General features: G+C 61.0%; 14 protein-coding genes. 1 reads left to right on the forward strand and 13 read right to left on the reverse strand.

Annotated elements, in window-relative coordinates; translation table 11 throughout:
- Positions 1-73: 73 nt before the first annotated feature.
- A complete protein-coding gene (locus CAG47_RS08485) occupies positions 74-988 on the reverse strand; it encodes a glutamate/aspartate ABC transporter substrate-binding protein (RefSeq protein ID WP_085724733.1) in 915 nt (304 codons plus the stop codon).
- A 277-nt stretch (positions 989-1265) separates the two neighbouring features.
- Positions 1266-2894, reverse strand: a complete 1629-nt coding sequence (locus CAG47_RS08490) for a glucan biosynthesis protein D (protein ID WP_085724442.1) — start codon at positions 2892-2894, stop codon at positions 1266-1268.
- Positions 2895-3312: 418 nt separating this feature from the next.
- Between CAG47_RS08490 and CAG47_RS08495 the strand changes: the two genes are divergently transcribed.
- Positions 3313-3498, forward strand: coding sequence for a hypothetical protein (locus tag CAG47_RS08495; protein ID WP_057716223.1), 186 nt, complete (start codon positions 3313-3315; stop codon positions 3496-3498).
- Positions 3499-3534: 36 nt separating this feature from the next.
- On the opposite strand, the gene CAG47_RS08500 is transcribed toward CAG47_RS08495, so the two are convergent.
- The 11 genes from CAG47_RS08500 to CAG47_RS08555 all read right to left on the reverse strand — a co-directional run bounded on the left by CAG47_RS08500 (position 3535) and on the right by CAG47_RS08555 (position 16382).
- Positions 3535-3825, reverse strand: a complete 291-nt coding sequence (locus CAG47_RS08500; protein ID WP_085724443.1) for a type II toxin-antitoxin system RelE/ParE family toxin — start codon at positions 3823-3825, stop codon at positions 3535-3537.
- On the reverse strand, positions 3803-4051 hold the full coding sequence (locus CAG47_RS08505; protein WP_056721085.1) for a CopG family ribbon-helix-helix protein: 249 nt from the start codon (positions 4049-4051) through the stop codon (positions 3803-3805). The genes CAG47_RS08500 and CAG47_RS08505 overlap by 23 nt, the downstream gene beginning before the upstream one ends.
- 164 nt (positions 4052-4215) lie before the next feature.
- Complete coding sequence (locus CAG47_RS08510) at positions 4216-6078, reverse strand: NAD(P)/FAD-dependent oxidoreductase (RefSeq protein ID WP_085724444.1); 1863 nt, start codon at positions 6076-6078, stop codon at positions 4216-4218.
- Between the two features lie 63 nt (positions 6079-6141).
- Positions 6142-7626: an APC family permease gene (locus CAG47_RS08515; protein ID WP_085724445.1), complete on the reverse strand. Its 1485-nt coding sequence runs from the start codon at positions 7624-7626 to the stop codon at positions 6142-6144.
- Between the two features lie 289 nt (positions 7627-7915).
- Positions 7916-9340, reverse strand: coding sequence for a gamma-aminobutyraldehyde dehydrogenase (locus CAG47_RS08525; RefSeq protein ID WP_085724447.1), 1425 nt, complete (start codon positions 9338-9340; stop codon positions 7916-7918).
- A gap of 161 nt (positions 9341-9501) precedes the next feature.
- The gene (locus tag CAG47_RS08530) at positions 9502-10311 is read right to left on the reverse strand and encodes an ABC transporter permease (protein ID WP_085724448.1); all 810 of its coding nucleotides are present in this window, start codon (positions 10309-10311) and stop codon (positions 9502-9504) included.
- Positions 10301-11248 (reverse strand): ABC transporter permease, encoded by a 948-nt coding sequence (locus CAG47_RS08535; RefSeq protein WP_085724449.1) that lies wholly within the window; start codon positions 11246-11248, stop codon positions 10301-10303. The genes CAG47_RS08530 and CAG47_RS08535 overlap by 11 nt, the downstream gene beginning before the upstream one ends.
- Before the next feature lies 1 nt (position 11249).
- Positions 11250-12287: an ABC transporter ATP-binding protein gene (locus CAG47_RS08540; protein WP_085724450.1), complete on the reverse strand. Its 1038-nt coding sequence runs from the start codon at positions 12285-12287 to the stop codon at positions 11250-11252.
- A 275-nt stretch (positions 12288-12562) separates the two neighbouring features.
- Positions 12563-13714, reverse strand: coding sequence for a putative ABC transporter substrate-binding protein YdcS (ydcS, locus tag CAG47_RS08545; protein WP_085724451.1), 1152 nt, complete (start codon positions 13712-13714; stop codon positions 12563-12565).
- Between the two features lie 151 nt (positions 13715-13865).
- Complete coding sequence (locus CAG47_RS08550) at positions 13866-15362, reverse strand: gamma-aminobutyraldehyde dehydrogenase (RefSeq protein WP_085724452.1); 1497 nt, start codon at positions 15360-15362, stop codon at positions 13866-13868.
- A gap of 105 nt (positions 15363-15467) precedes the next feature.
- Positions 15468-16382 (reverse strand): LysR family transcriptional regulator, encoded by a 915-nt coding sequence (locus CAG47_RS08555; protein WP_085724453.1) that lies wholly within the window; start codon positions 16380-16382, stop codon positions 15468-15470.
- Positions 16383-16736: the final 354 nt, after the last annotated feature.

The raw sequence follows: 16736 nt of genomic DNA on the forward strand, positions 1-16736 counted from the left end.
CCAGATATGCCAGCAGGAGGTGACAACTCCCGAAAGGGCAACGGCCCTTTCAGGAGATAAGGTTAGTCAGAAATCAGGATTTCTTTTCGTCAGCCGCTTTATCGGTCGGCGTGGCGATCAGGGCCTTGAGCTCGTTGCTCATCGGGAATTGCAGGTTCACGCCTTTAGGCGGTACTGGCTGCTGGAACCACTTGTCGTAGATCTTGTTGATCTCGCCCGATGCGTAGGTGGCCTTGATGGCGTCATCCACGACCTTTTTGAATGCCTCGTCGCCCTTGCGCACCATGCAGCCGTAGATCTCGTAGGACTGTGGTGTGCCGGTCACGGCCCAGTCGGCAGGCTTCTTGGCCTTGGCCATTTCGCCAGCCAGCAGTACGTCGTCCATCATGAACGCCACTGCGCGGCCGGTTTCCAGCATCTGGAAGGACTCACCGTGGTCTTTGGCGGAGATGACGTTCATGTTCATCTGCTTGTCGGCATTCATTGCCTTGAGGATGCGCTCGGACGTGGTGCCGGCGGTGGTCACGACGTTCTTGCCTTTCAGATCGTCGAAATCCTTGTAGGCCGAGTCTTTCTTGGACAGCAGACGGGTGCCGACTTCGAAGATGCCGACGGAGAAGTCAACCTGTTGCTGACGCTCGACGTTGTTGGTGGTGGAACCGCACTCCAGATCCACGGTGCCGTTCTGCACCAGCGGGATACGAGTCTGCGAGGTCACCAGGTTGTATTTGACCTGCAGGTTCGGCAGGTCCAGCTCTTTTTTCAGGGCATCGACGACTTTCAGTTGCAGGTCGTGGGAGTAGCCCATCGGTTTGCCGGAGGCATCCGCGATGTAGGAGAAAGGAATGGAAGCGTCGCGATGGCCCAGGGTGATGGTGCCGGACTCTTTGATCTTCTTCAGGGTGCCGGTCAGTTCGGCGGCGAAAACTGGCGTGCTGATCAGAGCGGCAGCAATGGCTGCGCCCAGGATATGGGGAACGATGCGCATCAAATTTTCCTCGACATTGTTTTTTTTATGGAGCCAGTTCATCGGCCCTTTTGTGCTGCAAAACACCTGAGCGCTATTGAGAGTGGGCGCAAAGGACATTCGTCGAAGAAGTGTAGAGCATGACTCGTGCCAGACCAGTGCGAATGGCTCAAATGATTGATTTATAAGGGAATTAAATATTTATTGCGCGAATATTGAGGCTTGATGATCCGGTTAACCGAACCGACTGGCAGGTCGCGTTCGGAAAACCGAATGGTGGTTGGGTGCTACCTGGCTGTCAGGGATATTTGCGCTTGTCCGGGGCGGGCGGGAAGTACTGGTACAACCAGGTCTCACTCAGCGTGCGGTCGTTGGTGCGGATGAACAGGCGCAGCTCGACGGGATCCACGCTGTCATTGGTCGGGTACCAGTCAAACAGGACACGGTAACCCTTGATGTCATCGAGCTTCAGGATGCTGAAATCCTTGACCTCGCCGTTCGAGCAGGTGACGACTGGCTCGATGCCCGCGCCTTCCGGCAAACGGTCCAGGCCGCCGCCCGTGAAGTCCACGGCGAAACGCCGGGCCCAGACTGGCGGGTAATGTTCGCCGGGCGCCCAGCCCTCGGTGAAACCGCCCATGCCGGATCGGGTGGCGTTTACCCGTGCCAGTGGCGTGCCGACCGGCGGCAGGGCACTCCAGTAGAGCTTGTAGCCGTAGTTCAGCGAGTCGCCGGCCGCCACCGGTTTTTTGGGGGTCCAGAAGGCGACGATGTTGTCCATGGTTTCGCCGGTGGTGGGGATTTCCAGCAGGTCGACCGAGCCTTCGCCCCAGGCAGTGGTCGGCTCGACCCACAGGCTCGGGCGACGGCTGTACCAGTCGACGGTGTCCTGGTAGCTGGCGAACTCATGATCGGTCTGCACCAGGCCGAAACCTTTCGGGTCCTTGTCGGCGAAGGCATTGAATTGCAGGGTCGCCGGATTGTTCAGCGGGCGGCAGATCCACTCGCCGTTGCCGCGCCACATGGCCAGGCGATCGGAGTCGTGGATTTGCGGGTGAATGGTGTCGCACATGCGGCGTTCGTGGGTGCCGCAGCTGAACATGCTGGTCATCGGCGCGATGCCCAGTTGATCGATGGCGGTGCGTGCATTGACGTGGGCGTCGACCTCCATCACCACGCGCTCGGCCTGGCAGTCGATATCGAAGCGGTAGGCACCGGTGGCGCTCGGCGAGTCGAGCAGGGCGTAGACCACGAAGCGGGTGCTGTCCTTGTCCGGTGTCTCGAACCAGAACTTGGTGAAGTCAGGGAATTCTTCGCGTTTTTTTGCGTAGGTGTCGATGGCCAGCCCGCGGGCCGACAAGCCGTACTGGCCAGTGGCGTCCACCGCACGGAAGTAGCTGGCGCCGAGGAAGGACACGACATCGTGCTTGTCCAGTTCCGGGGCCTTGAACAGCTTGAAGCCGGAGAAGCCCAGGTCGCCCTTGAGCTGTGCGGTGTCGACCGTGGTGTTGTCATAGTTGAACAGCGACGGGCGGAAATGCACCTCACGCGCCTGGCGGGTCTTGGGATCGACGCTGTACATGCGCACCGGCTGCTTGAAACCCATGCCGACGTGGAAAAACTGCACATCCAGCTGACCGTTCAGGTCATTCCACAAAGAGTGGTTGGCGTCGTAGCGGATCGCATTGAAGTTCTGCGGCGTCATGGTCGCCAGGGTCGGCGGCAATTGTTGCTTGGTGTCCTGGTAGCGGTTGCTGGCGAGCTGTTTGGCCTGGAGTTTCAGCGCCTCGAAGTCGAACGCGGTGGCCTCGCCATCAGCGGTGCCACCGCCGGCGGCCCAGGCCTGGGCCGCCAGCAGGCCCGTGGCGGACAAGCCGGTGTAGGCCGCGATGGCCATGGAGGCTTTGAGCAAATTCCTGCGGTGCATAAATACAACCTGTCGTGAGCAATCCCGCGCCGTTCCTGGCACGTGCTGGATCAGAAATATCGGTTCGGACATGCCTTCGGCCAAACGCAACGGACTTTTACACAGATGCCGGCTAGCTTAAACCGTTCGATTGCGGAGCAAAATTGATTGATGGCACGGCGCTGGCTCGGCAATGAAACAAGACATGTCGGGAAACAATTCCGACAGGGGTTTCTGATTTAGACGGCATTTCTGCTTTTTTCGACTAATTACTCTAAAAACTGCTTTTCAGCGCCCGGAATATTTCTATTCTGTGCACATGACCGGTTTATGCCCTTCGGGCCGGTGCGGTTCAGTTGGCATGAGGCGCTGCTGAAAAAGGGTTAGGGCGATGTGGTTTGTTGCAGTTTTCTTTGACGTATAGAGAAGGACATCGTCCATGTCGAAAGTACAAGGCATCACCGAAATGTTGGGAATCTTTCCGTGTCTGACCCTGGGGCGAAGAAGACGCCGGCTCAATAGCGAGGAAATGAAACTGGTGGAGCGTTATCGGGAACTGTCGGAGAGCGACAGGATTGCGATGAGGTATCTGGTGGATGCGATGAGGAGTGTTTCGCGGTTTTGAAAAATGAGGCATCCGGTCATTCCCGGATGCCCTCGTTTACCAGTCCCGGGAACGCTCGGATCGCTGATGCAATACGCGCAAGATTTGTACCTGGCCTTGGGAGAATCGGTAAGGGGCGATAAAGGGATAATGGCCAAGCACCAACTCCCGGACATCGGGCAGGCCTGAAGGCCTGCCCGAGCCGGGAAACTGTTTCAATTGGTCAAAGGATTGCAACATCGTGGAAATGATGTCGAGAGCGGCTTGTGCGCCAACTACCTTGCGGTAGTGCTCGTGGATGGTTTCGAGATCGCTATCGGCTTTTTCAGTCAGTACTACGCTCGGCACGTTTTGCCCACTTAGCCTTCACGGCATCCAGATCGGTGAGTTTCCCTGCGTCGGCATCGGCGATGCCGTCACTGATGGCTTGCAGATGCCAGGACTCGGCTTCCACATATCGAACCAATGCACGCTTGAGATGGTACTGACGATCTCTGTCGGTCGCGGCAGCCAGTAAATCCAGCTGCTGTGCCAATTGTTCTTCGACGCGAAAAGACAAAACGGGTGAGGCCATGATGGCTCTCCTAGGGTGTATACGTTGTAAACGACGTAAACACCCTAGGCCGAGTCGGGATTTTCGTCAACCGCTGGCGTGCATGGGCTGTACGAAACTCTAGTGTGGTAAATACCAACGGGAGAGAGGGATGTGTTGCCGGATGCTAATGCATCGAAATGCGGTTAACCCACTTCCCCCACCGCCCGATACGCCTCATCGATCGCCGCATGGGCATACGCGCTCCACGCTGCGTCCGAGTTGGCGATGCTCACTCGTCCCACTGGCTGACGCGCCAGTTCCATCAGTTTCTCGCTCTCATCGGCATCGTCGTACAGGCTGTTGGAGAAGTACGCGTAGCCGTGTGACCAGCGGTTGACGGTGATGGCGAGGATGTCGGTTTCGTGGTTGAAACCGCCAGGGCCGAGCATGCGTTGCAGTTGGTCGCGCAGTTGCGCTTCCAGTTGTTCGAAGCTCTGGCCGTACAAGCGGCCACGGCCGGCACGGGCCTGGTCGCGGGCGTTCATGCCGCTGTTGGGACTGGTAGGCACGTAGACCATGTGCAGGCCGATCGGCTGCGTCGGGTCTTTCGGGTGATCGTAGCCGCCCATGCTCACCGGGTAGTCGAGTTTGATGCGGCTGTAGGGTTGGGTCGCGGCGTAGATTTCGTGCACGCCGAGTTTCTGGAACGACTGCCAGTTGCGGATCACCACCTTGGTGTAGACCAGCGGGAACTTCACGTTCTGGCTCAGGGCGTGGGATTGCGCCGCGGGCAGGTCACGCAACAGGTACGGAATGATCATGTTGTAGCAGGCCATGATGCAGTGCTTGCCGCGCACCTGGCTGAGCTGGCCGCCACGGCTGTAGCCGACGTTCACGCCGCTGCCGACGTTGCGCACGCTCACGGCTGTGCTGTTGAGGCGAATGCGCACCGGGTTTTTGGCCTGGTCGAGTCTGGCGTAGTCGAACGGGGCGAGGACGATATCGTCCATGGTGTGCCCGGGCGCCACGGTCGGGATCAGGCTGCGCACCAGCAACCGGGCCAGCGAGGCGTTGCCGTCGGGGAAGTGGTAGATGTAGGGCTCTTCCATTTCCGCCTGGGCTTCTTCGCTGATTGGCTCCAGATTCATCGCACCGAAACCTGGGAAGCCGAACGAGTAGGCGTCGGACGCGGCGACCGCATCGATGCTCAGGGCCATGAAGTCGTTGGTGCGGCTCTGGAAATATTTCACTGCCTGAGCCGACAGGCCTGCATCCTTGAGCAGGAAGTCCTGGTAGCTGGTGGCTTCCAGGTGGGCGGTTTTTTCCTCGGAGGTTTTACCGGCCAGGTAATCCTTCGGCGTCATGTGCAAGGCGATCAACGCCTGGCGGTCGGCTTCCGGCAGCGGGAAATCGTTGATGAACTCCGCGATGGAGCGGGCGTGCAATTGGTCGGGGGCGATGTCGTCGGCCACCATCGGCGTCGGGTCGCCGGTGACCAGTTTGTCTTCACCGAAGTTTTCCTTGTCGAAGAACACCCCGCGGGACAGGCCCAGGCCCGGGTAGAACTGGCGATCGAAGGCTGTCTCGAAGCGCTTGATGTTCACCCCGAGTTTCTTCAGCAGGCCGTTCACTTCCTTGCTGTACAGGTGATTCGGCGACTGGAAGGCTTCACTGCCGCCGTAGCCGATGATCATGCGACCACCGGCGGAAAATTCGTTGCGCTTGGCGTGACCGCCGAAGTCGTCGTGGTTTTCCAGAATCAGGATGCGTGCCTTCGGATGTTTCTCACGATAGAACCACGCAGCGGACAGACCGCTGAGTCCGCCTCCTACCACCACCAGGTCATATTCCTCGGTGATCGGCAGCTTGTCGGTGTCGAAGACCTTTTTCTCCCAGCCCATCTGGTGGGCCATTTCGAACGAGCCGACGTGGCTGCCCCGCAGGCCGGTGAGGGCAGGTGGGTAGTAACGCCCGTCGGGAGCGGCCTGGAGAAGTTGCAGAGGGGTCATGCCGGCAGCGATGGTGACAGCGACGCCGTTGAGGAAGTCGCGGCGGGTGATATCCATGTTCAATCCTTGTAGGTTTCTTTAGATCGCCCCGGCGCCACAACGGCACCGGGGCGAATGCCGTTACCGGCTGACTTTCCAGGCATCGCCCGCAGGGGCGCTGCCGTGGTCATAGGGTTTGGCGATCCACATGTAGAGCAGGCCCAAACCAATCACGATGGCGGTACTCAGTACCATCGCGTAGTTGATGTACCACGCGGCATCCGGCGTACGTGGCCAGGCCATGTTGACGATGGCACCGACACCATAGACCAGCGCGCCGATGTTCACTGCCCAGCCCCAGGCACCGAGGGTGAATTTGCCGCTCGGCTTCCAGCCCTTCATGCGTGCGTACAGGGCTGCGAGCACGATCATCTGGAACGCCAGGTAGATGCCGATCGCCGCGAAGCTGACGATGGTGGCGACCGCGTCCTGCAGGAAGAAGCCGAGGATGATGATGAGTGCCGGCAGGACGCCAGACACGAACAGCGCGGCAACTGGAACCTGAGTCGCAGGGGAAATCTTCTTCAGCAGTCGGCTGCCGATGACCATTTCATCACGGGCGTAGGAATACAGCAGGCGACTGGCCGCCGCTTGCAGGCTGATCACGCAGGAGATGAAGGAAATCATCACCACGCCCATCACGACTTTCGAACCCACCGGGCCGAACGCGTTGTCGAGGATGGTGGTGACCGGGTCCTTGTCGGTGCCGTTGATCACGGCCTGCATGTCCGGCACGGCCAGGATCAGCGCCAGGCAGGCGAACATCGCCGCGATGCCGCCGATGTAGATGGTCATGCGCATGGCCACCGGGATTTTCTTGCTCGGGTTCGGGGTTTCTTCGGCCACGTCGCCGCAGGCCTCGAAGCCGTAGTACAGGAACATCCCCGCCAGCGAAGCGGTGAGGAACGCCGGCAGGTACGAGCCGTCGACGCTGATATCGAAGGTGTTGAACAACACGCTGATCGGTTGATGACGCTCGAAAATCAGCAGGTAGACGCCAACGATGACTGCACCGATCAGTTCGCAGAGGAAGCCGAACATGGCGATCCGCGCCAGCGTCTTGGTGCCGCTGAGGTTGACCAGGGTGGCGAACAGCGTCAGGAACAGGGCGATGATGATGTTGGTGTTGTTGCTCGGCTCAAAGCCCATCATGGCGGCGAGGTACGGACCGGCACCCACGGCAACCGCCGCGATGGTCACGCACAGGGCGATGGAGTAGATCCAGCCCACCATCCACGCCCAGCGCTTGCCCACCAGACGACGGGCCCACGGGTACACACCGCCGGAAATCGGGAACTGCGAAACCACTTCGCCGAAGATCAGGCACACCAGCAACTGGCCGCAACCGACCAGCAGGTACGCCCAGAACATCGGCGGCCCGCCTGCGGCCAGGCACAGGCCGAACAGGGTATAGACCCCGACGACCGGAGACAGGTAGGTGAAGCCCAGGGCGAAGTTTTCCCACAGGCTCATGCTGCGATTGAAGTTGGAGGTGTAACCCAGTTTGCGTAGCTGTTCGGCATCGCTGTCGGCAACGGCTGCAGAGAAATCGGGTGATGCACTCATGTGTGTTTGCTCCGGAAAATCGGCAGATTTCGGATGTCCGAAACCGTGACGGGGCCTTGAGGGCACCGCCCGGATCGGTGGTTATTGTTTTGTCTTCTTTGAGGTGGAACCTGGTGGTGCGTACTGCCGGTTTCTGCCTTGAAACCGGGGGGGACTCATTCCCTGTAGGAGCGGGTGCCCGCTTGCGGCCTGCTCGCGAAAAAACCTGAGGACACCGCGGGGCGTCAGAATTCCCGCGTCATCGTTGACGGCCATCGCGAGCATGCTCGCTCCTACAGGCGATGCTTTTTTAGTGCTTGAACATCACATGCCGTACGACGGTGTAGTCCTCCAGTCCGTACATGGACATGTCCTTGCCATAGCCGGACAGTTTCTGACCGCCGTGGGGCATTTCGCTGACCAGCATGAAGTGCGTATTCACCCAGGTGCAGCCGTACTGCAAGCGCGCCGACAGGCGATGGGCGCGGCCGACGTCGGCGGTCCACACCGACGACGCCAGGCCGTAGTCCGAGTCGTTGGCCCAGCCCAGCACTTGAGCTTCATCGCTGAACCTGGTCACTGACACCACCGGTCCGAACACTTCGCGACGGACAATTTCGTCATCCTGCTGCGCGTCGGCCAGCACCGTCGGTTCGAAGAAGAAACCATTGCCCTCGACCGCCTTGCCGCCGGTGATCAGACGAATGTGCGGCTGGGCGATGGCGCGCTCGACGAAACTGGCCACGCGGTCGCGGTGTTGCGCGGTGATCAGCGGGCCGAGTTCGGTCGATGGATCATCCTGCAAGCCGTACTTGATGCTGCTGACGGCGGCGCCGAGCTTCTCGACGAATTTCTCGTAGATGCCGGCCTGGGCGTAGATGCGGCAGGCGGCGGTGCAGTCTTGCCCGGCGTTGTAGAAACCGAAGGTGCGGATACCTTCGACGGCGGCATCGATGTCGGCGTCGTCGAAGATGATCACCGGAGCCTTGCCGCCCAGTTCCATGTGCATGCGTTTGACGCTGTCGGCGGTGCTGGAAATGATGTTCGAACCCGTGGCGATCGAACCGGTCAGCGACACCATGCGCACTTTCGGGTGGGTGACCAGCGGGCTGCCGACGCTGGGGCCACGGCCGAACACCAGGTTGAGTACGCCGGCCGGGAAGATGTCCGACGCCAGTTCGGCCAGGCGCAGGGCCGTCAGGGGCGTCTGTTCCGACGGCTTGAGTACCACGGTATTACCGGCGGCCAGGGCCGGGGCGATTTTCCAGGCGACCATCATCAGCGGGTAGTTCCATGGCGCGATGGAGGCGATCACACCCACCGGGTCGCGGCGGATCATCGAGGTGTGGCCAGGCAGGTACTCGCCACCGGCCGAACCGCTCATGCAGCGGCTGGCGCCAGCGAAGAAGCGGAACACATCGGCAATCGCCGGAATCTCGTCGTTCAACGCGGCGCTGTAGGGCTTGCCGCAGTTGTCCGATTCCAGCTTGGCCAGTTCTTCGCCATGGGCTTCGATAACATCGGCGAGCTTGAGCAGCAGCAGGGCGCGCTCTTTGGGCGGGGTCTGCGACCAACTGTCGAACGCGGCGTCGGCGGCACGCACGGCGGCATCGACCTGGGCTTCGCTGGCTTCGTTGATTTCCACCAGCACACGACCCAGCGCCGGGTTGAACACCGGTTGGGCCGGGCCTTCGCCGTCTTGCAAGTGGCCGTTGATCAAGAGTTTGGTTTGCATGGCATTTGTCCTCTTCAAAGCAGATCTTGTTTTGAAACCAGCCCCTGTGGGAGCGAGCCTGCTCGCGAAAGCGGTGTGTCAGCCGACATCAATGTTGGATGAGATGGCCTCTTCGCGAGCAGGCTCGCTCCCACAGGGGGTAGTTGTTGTCAGTTACGAAGTTATTTACCGCCGCTGCCCGCAACGCTTTCGCCGCCACGGGTCAGGTAATAGGCGCCAAGGATCGGCAGCATGGTCACGATCATCACCAGCATCGCCACGACGTTGGTCACCGGCACGTCCCGTGGGCGGCTGAGCTGGTTGAGCAGCCACAGCGGCAGGGTGCGTTCATGGCCGGCGGTGAAGGTGGTGACGATGATTTCGTCGAACGACAGCGCGAACGCCAACATGCCGCCGGCCAGCAACGCCGAACCGAGGTTCGGCAGGATGATGTAGCGGAAGGTCTGCCAGCCGTCGGCGCCGAGGTCCATCGAGGCCTCGATCAGGCTGTGGGAGGTGCGGCGCAAACGGGCGATGACGTTGTTGTAGACGATCACCACACAGAAGGTCGCATGGCCGACGATGATGGTGAACATCCCCGGCTCGATGCCTAGGGTCTTGAAGGTCGCCAGCAGCGCGATCCCGGTGATGATCCCCGGCAGGGCAATCGGCAGGATCAGCATCAGCGAGATGCCTTGCTTGCCGAAGAAGTCCCGACGGTACAACGCGGCGGACGCCAGCGTGCCGAGGACCATGGCGATCACGGTGGCAATCGAGGCGATCTGCAACGACAGCTTGATGGCTTCGAGCACATCCGGCCGCGAGAACGCCACGCTGAACCAGTTCAGGGTGAAGCCCTTGGGCGGAAAGCTGAACGCTGCGTCTTCGGTGTTGAAGGCGTACAGGAAGATGATCAGGATCGGGAAGTGCAGGAACACCAGCCCGCCCCAGGCTGCTATGCGCAGGCCCAGCGAAGCTTTTTCAGAGTGCATCGAAGGCCCCCAGACGTTTGACGATGGACAGGTAGATGGCGATCAGCACGATCGGCACCAGGGTGAAGGCGGCGGCCATCGGCATGTTGCCGATCGCGCCTTGCTGGGCGTACACCATGCTGCCGACGAAGTAGCCGGGCGGGCCGACCAGTTGCGGCACGATGAAGTCGCCCAGGGTCAGCGAAAACGTGAAGATCGAACCGGCGGCAATGCCCGGGATCGACAGCGGCAGAATCACTTGCATGAAGGTCTGGCTCGGCTTGGCACCGAGATCGGCGGAAGCCTGCAGCAGCGATGGCGGCAGGCGTTCCAGCGAGGCCTGGATCGGCAGGATCATGAACGGCAGCCAGATGTAGACAAACACCATGAAGCGCCCCAGGTGCGAGGTCGACAAGGTACTGCCGCCCACCCCCGGAATGCCCAGCACGAATTGCAGGAACGGCTCCAGCCCCAGGTGCTGCACGAACCATTGCGCCACGCCGCCCTTGGCCAACAGCAGCGTCCAGGCGTAGGCCTTGACGATGTAGCTGGCCCACATCGGCATCATCACCGCGATGTAGAAAAACGCCTTGGTCTTGCCCGTGGTGTAGCGCGCCATGTAGTAGGCAATCGGGAACGCGACGACGGCGCTGGCGATCGACACGACAATCGCCATGCCCAGGGTGCGCAGGATGATGTCGAAGTTCGACGGCTGGAACAGCGCGGTGAAGTTCGCCAGGGTCAGGTCGGGGGTGACCGCCATGGTGAAGTCATCGAAGGTGTAGAAACCTTGCCACAGCAGCGTCAGCAACGAGCCGAGATAGATCGCGCCGAACCAGATCAGCGGCGGTACCAGCAACATCGACAGGTACAGGTTCGGCCGGCGATACAGCAGGTTGGAGAACCGGCGCAAAGGCGAGCCGCCCGCCTGGGTTTGAGAGATAGCCAAGGTGTTCATGTCACACCCCGCCCGCAACGGTGTCATGCAACGGGATCATGGCTTCGCGTGCCCAACGGGCGCTGATGCGCTGGCCGGCCTGGTGTTGTGCACTGGTGTCCAGCCACTGATTGTTGGCCTTGCTGATGTTCAGGGACTGGCCGTTATCCAGTTTCAGCTCGTAGCGGGTGGCGCTGCCCTGGTACTGGATATCGTGCAGCAAGCCGCTGACTTCGATTTCGTGGCTGGCCAGCGGACCCTCGGCGAAACGCACGTGTTCCGGACGAATCGAGAACGGCTGCGGATTGCCGCTGAGCTGCCTGGCCAGGTCACCGCGGATCACGTTGGAGGTGCCGACGAATTCCGCGACGAAGGTGGTGGCCGGTTTCATGTACAGGTTGCGCGGGCTATCGACCTGTTCGATGCGGCCCTTGTTGAACACCGCCACGCGGTCGGACATCGACAGCGCTTCGGTCTGGTCGTGGGTGACGAAGATGAAGGTGATGCCGAGCTGGCGTTGCAGCTTTTTCAACTCACTCTGCATTTGCTCGCGCAGCTTCAGGTCGAGCGCACCGAGGGGTTCGTCGAGCAGCAGCACCCGGGGGCGATTGACCAAGGCACGGGCCAGGGCCACTCGCTGGCGCTGACCACCGGAGAGTTGCACCGGCTTGCGGTCGCCATAGCCGCCGAGTGCGACCATCTCCAGGGATTCTTCAGCGCGCTTGAGGCGCTCGGCCTTGGCGATGCCTTTGACCTTCAAACCGTAGGCGACGTTGTCGCGAACGTTCATGTGCGGGAACAGCGCGTAATCCTGGAACACGGTGTTCACGTCGCGCTGGTACGGCGGCAGGCCGGCGGCCTCTTCGCCATGAATCCGGATGGAACCTGCGCTCGGCTGTTCAAAGCCGGCGATCAGGCGCAAACAGGTGGTCTTGCCCGAGCCGGAAGGCCCCAGCATGGAGAAGAACTCGCCGTCCTGGATGTCGATGGAAACCCGGTCTACGGCTTTCACTTCGCCGAATTGACGGGAAACGTTGGTGAACTGGACTGCAAGCGTCATGGTGCGGTGCTCCAAGAAGGCGAAGGCCGTCGCAGCGGCCCTGCCTGGACTTCTGAAAAAACTGAATCAAGATCGCGTCGGTGTAGCTGGAATACTTACTGTGGCGAGGGGGCTTGTCGGACCGCCGCACCGCCCCGTTCGGCTGCAAAGCAGTCGTAAAACCAGATACCGCGATTTTCCAGCGAGATCGCAGTGGTTGGTTTTGGGGCGGCTTTGCCGCCCAACGGGGGCAAGCCCCCTCGCCACAAAAGCCCTACAGGCGCATAGAGGGTGGGTTATCGGCCGCCCATGATCGCGATGTAGTCCTGGGTCCAGCGGCTGTACGGCACGAACTTGCCGCCTTCAGCCTGCGGGGTTTTCCAGAAGGCGATCTTGTCGAACTGGTCGAAACCGTTGGTCTTGCAGCCTTCGGCGCCGAGCAGTTCGCTCTCCTTGCACGCCGCCGGAACCGCCGGCAGCGAGCCGAACCACGCCGCTACGTCACCCTGGACTTTCGGCTGCAGCGACCAGTCCATCCACTTGTAGGCGCAGTTCGGGTGCTTGGCCTCGGTGTGCATCATGGTGGTGTCGGCCCAACCGGTGGCGCCTTCCTTCGGAATGGTCGAGGCGATTGGCTGTTTCTCGTTCATCAGGCCGTTGACCTGATACGGCCAGGCGCCGGAGGCAACCACGCCTTCGTTCTTGAAGTCGCTCATTTGTACGGTGGTGTCGTGCCAGTAGCGGTGAACCAACGGCTGCTGCGCGCGCAGCAGGTCGAGCACGGCCTTGTACTGGGCTTCGGTCAGTTCGTAGGGGTTCTGGATGCCCAATTCCGGCTTGGCGGTTTTCAGGTACAGCGCCGCGTCGGCGATGTAGATCGGGCCGTCATAGGCCTGTACGCGGCCCTTGTTCGGCTTGCCGTCCGGCAGGTTTTCCGCGTTGAACAACACGCCCCAGGTGGTCGGCGCGGTCTTGAATACGTTGGTGTTGTACATCAACACGTTCGGGCCCCACTGATACGGGGTGCCGTAGACCTGCTTGTTGACCACGTACCAGGGTGCATCCTTGAGGCGCGGGTCGAGGTTTTTCCAGTTCGGGATCAACGCGGTGTTGATCGGTTGCACACGCTTGCCGACGATCAGGCGCAGGGAGGCGTCGCCGGAGGCGGTGACCAGGTCATAACCGCCCTTGGCCATCAGGCTGACCATTTCATCGGAGGTGGCGGCGGTCTTGACGTTGACCTTGCAGCCGGTTTCCTTCTCGAAACCGGTCACCCAGTCGTAGGCCTTGTCGCTCTCGCCACGTTCGATGTAGCCGGGCCAGGCCACAATATCCAGTTGGCCTTCGCCCGCCCCGACAGCTTTGAGCGGCTCGGCGGCCTGGACACTGGCGCTGGCCAGCAGCGCGGTGGTGATTGCACTGAGCAGTGCGGTCTTGTGCACGAACATGGGAATTCCCTCTTCTTTAAATTATGGTCGGGGCAGTGGGCTCGGTTAAGCGTGTTGCTGATTGTTATTGTTAGCGTAGCTGCAAGTTTCGAGCTTCAAGCTGCAAGAGAAACGCAGGTCCGCACCTGCCTTGCAGCTTGTGGCTTGAGACTCAAAGCTCCTGTCCATGGCGGGCCATGATGTGTCGCACCACGCTGTAGTCCTGAAGCGAATCGCTGGACAGGTCCTTGCCGTAGCCCGAGCGCTTCAGGCCGCCATGGGGCATTTCGCTGACCAGCATGAAATGGCTGTTGATCCAGGTGCAGCCGTACTGCAAGCGCGCCGCGACCTGCATGGCCTTGTCCAGGTTCTGGGTCCACACCGACGACGCCAGGCCGTATTCCGAGTCGTTGGCCCAGTCCACCGCTTGTTCCAGCTCATCGAAGCGGGTCACGGTAACCACCGGCCCGAACACTTCGCGCTGGACGATCTCATCGCCTTGCTTGCAACCGGCCAGCAGGGTCGGCTGGTAATAGAAGCCGGCGCCGGAATGCACGGCTGCACCGGTCACCCGCTCGATGTGCGGCTGGCTGAGGGCGCGCTCGACAAAACTGGCCACGCGGTCGCGCTGACGAGTGCTGATCAGCGGGCCGATTTCGTTGTCGGCGTCGCGTTTACCGGCAAAACGCAGACTGCCGACGGCTGCGCCCAGTTCGGCGACCAAGCGGTCATGAATCCCGGCCTGGGCATAAATGCGGCAGGCAGCGGTGCAATCCTGGCCCGCGTTGTAATAGCCGTAGGTGCGCACGCCTTCGACCACGGCCTGGATGTCGGCGTCGTTGCAGACGATCACCGGGGCCTTGCCGCCGAGTTCGAGGTGGGTACGTTTGAGGGTTTTCGAGGCGGCCTGGAGAATCTTCTGGCCGGTGACGATATCGCCGGTCAACGACACCATGCGGATCTTCGGATGGCTGACCAAGTGGCTGCCGACGCCTTCGCCGCCGCCGCAAACGATGTTGATCACACCCCGTGGCAGGATCTCGGCCAGCGCGGGCGCCAGGGCCAGGATCGACAACGGCGTGTGTTCCGACGGCTTGAACACCAGGGTGTTGCCGGCGGCGAGGGCCGGGGCGATTTTCCACGCGGCCATCATGATCGGGTAGTTCCACGGCGCAATCGACGCCACCACCCCGATAGGATCGCGCCGGACCATGCTGGTGTAACCCGGCAGGTATTCGCCACTGAGCTGGCCGGTCTGGCAGCGTACGGCACCGGCGAAGAAACGGAACACGTCGACCGTGGCGTTCAGGTCATCCTGACGGGCCAGGTGCAACGGCTTGCCGCAGTTCATGGATTCGAGGCGGGCGAGCAGGTCGGCGTTTTTTTCGATGGCGTTGGCGATGTCCAGCAACAGATTCGAACGCTGCTGTGGCGTGGTGCGCGACCAACCGGCAAAGGCACGGTGGGCGGCGAGGATGGCTGCTTCGACTTGCTCGGTGCTGGCTTCGGCGATCTGTGTGATGACTTCGCCGGTGGCCGGATTGAGAATCGGCTCGACACAGCCTTGACCGGCGACTAATTCACCATCAATCAACAATGCGGTGAACAACGGGGTCTGCGCGCCAGCCATTTTTCGGGTTCTCTTTTGTGTGGCTTCTTGTGTAGACATGGCAGTGCTCCCTGCGACAGGGGCCCGGCCGTCTTTATTAGATGTAACAAGACTAGTTCGCAGGCCCGAGGACAACAAATATTAAATACTGAAGGTGGCGTTCGATTAAATCGATGGCTTGCGCCCGCCGTGGGGTTGCTCGCGGGCAACGGTGAGAAACGGGTCCACCAGCGCCGGCCGCGCTGTACCGCGTCGCCAGGCGAGGCCGACATCCAGGGTCTGGCTGAGGTCGGCAATCGTCCGCGCTTCGATGATGTCGCCCTCCAGCGACCATGGGCGATACGTCATATCGGGCTGGATCGACACGCCCAATCCGGCAGCCACCAGGCTTCGCACCGCTTCGGTCGAGGCGGTGCGCAGGGTGATGCGCGGTTGCAGCGAGGCTGCCGACCACATGCGCTGGGCGTTGCGGTCCATTTCGTCGACGTTCAATTGAATCAAGGGTTCGCGGGCGACGTCGGCGAGGTTGATGCTGTCGTGTTCCAGTAGCGGGTGCTGGGCCGGCAGCCATAGCCGGTGCGGGGAGTGGGTCAGCACTTCGGTCTGCAAGGCGTGACGGTCTTCGAGGTTGGAGAGGATCAGTACGCCGACATCGATCTCGCCGCTGACCAGCAAATGCTCGATGTACGGGCGCTCATCTTCCATCACGCGGATTTCCACGTTGGGGTAGGCGCGCTGGAAACGGGTGAGCAGGTCCGCCAGGTAATAACCGGCAACCAGGCTGGTTACACCGACGATCAACTGCCCGGCGACCTGGTCGGTGCTCTGTTGCAGGCTGCGCTTGGCGTTATCCACGGTGGCCAGGATCAAGTGCGCCTGACGCAGGAATTGATGGCCCTGGTGGGTCAGGGTCATGCCCTTGGCGTGGCGGCTGAACAGGCTGACACCGATTTCCTCCTCCAGTTGCTGGATCGCCAGAGTCAGGGTCGACTGGGAAATGAACGCGGTTTGTGCGGCGGCCGAGATCGAGCCGGTTTCGGCCACGGCGATGAAATGACGGATCTGACGCAAGGTCATCATGGGAAAGCACCCGGTGGGCTGTTTTTATCGATTCGAGAGAGTGTATATCGTTTTTTTGAAACGCTGCTTGATGCCGCAGGATTCAAGCGGCAAGGAGAAAGGCCTGGAGCAAGGCTTGAGAAGCAGGTTCGCCAGGCTTCGCTGTAGCCCTGTAGGAGCGACACCTCGGGGCATCAGGCAGCCAGCGTCATCGTTGACGACCATCGCGAGCATGCTCGCTCCTACAGTTCACCCGGTCTGCGTTTCAGCCGAGATCTCTGTGGGAGCGGGTGCCCGCTTGCGGCAGGCTCGCGATGGTGTTTTCAGCCATATCCCCCCCTTTTTTCAACGGGATGAGAAGTGGCACGCAACCGT

Source organism: Pseudomonas sp. R37(2017) (genome assembly GCF_002113375.1).
In the GTDB taxonomy this organism is placed as follows: Bacteria; Pseudomonadota; Gammaproteobacteria; order Pseudomonadales; family Pseudomonadaceae; genus Aquipseudomonas.

What these genes read in the sequence shown, in the direction of transcription:
- CAG47_RS08510 (WP_085724444.1), bottom strand. Translation starts at nt 6,078, where the DNA reads ATGGATATCACCCGCCGCGACTTCCTCAACGGCGTCGCTGTCACCATC.
- CAG47_RS08535 (WP_085724449.1), bottom strand. Translation starts at nt 11,248, where the DNA reads ATGAACACCTTGGCTATCTCTCAAACCCAGGCGGGCGGCTCGCCTTTG.
- CAG47_RS08555 (WP_085724453.1), bottom strand. Translation starts at nt 16,382, where the DNA reads ATGATGACCTTGCGTCAGATCCGTCATTTCATCGCCGTGGCCGAAACC.
- CAG47_RS08515 (WP_085724445.1), bottom strand. Translation starts at nt 7,626, where the DNA reads ATGAGTGCATCACCCGATTTCTCTGCAGCCGTTGCCGACAGCGATGCC.
- CAG47_RS08540 (WP_085724450.1), bottom strand. Translation starts at nt 12,287, where the DNA reads ATGACGCTTGCAGTCCAGTTCACCAACGTTTCCCGTCAATTCGGCGAA.
- ydcS (WP_085724451.1), bottom strand. Translation starts at nt 13,714, where the DNA reads ATGTTCGTGCACAAGACCGCACTGCTCAGTGCAATCACCACCGCGCTG.
- CAG47_RS08505 (WP_056721085.1), bottom strand. Translation starts at nt 4,051, where the DNA reads ATGGCCTCACCCGTTTTGTCTTTTCGCGTCGAAGAACAATTGGCACAG.
- CAG47_RS08550 (WP_085724452.1), bottom strand. Translation starts at nt 15,362, where the DNA reads ATGTCTACACAAGAAGCCACACAAAAGAGAACCCGAAAAATGGCTGGC.
- CAG47_RS08495 (WP_057716223.1), top strand. Translation starts at nt 3,313, where the DNA reads ATGTCGAAAGTACAAGGCATCACCGAAATGTTGGGAATCTTTCCGTGT.
- CAG47_RS08490 (WP_085724442.1), bottom strand. Translation starts at nt 2,894, where the DNA reads ATGCACCGCAGGAATTTGCTCAAAGCCTCCATGGCCATCGCGGCCTAC.
- CAG47_RS08530 (WP_085724448.1), bottom strand. Translation starts at nt 10,311, where the DNA reads ATGCACTCTGAAAAAGCTTCGCTGGGCCTGCGCATAGCAGCCTGGGGC.
- CAG47_RS08525 (WP_085724447.1), bottom strand. Translation starts at nt 9,340, where the DNA reads ATGCAAACCAAACTCTTGATCAACGGCCACTTGCAAGACGGCGAAGGC.
- CAG47_RS08485 (WP_085724733.1), bottom strand. Translation starts at nt 988, where the DNA reads ATGCGCATCGTTCCCCATATCCTGGGCGCAGCCATTGCTGCCGCTCTG.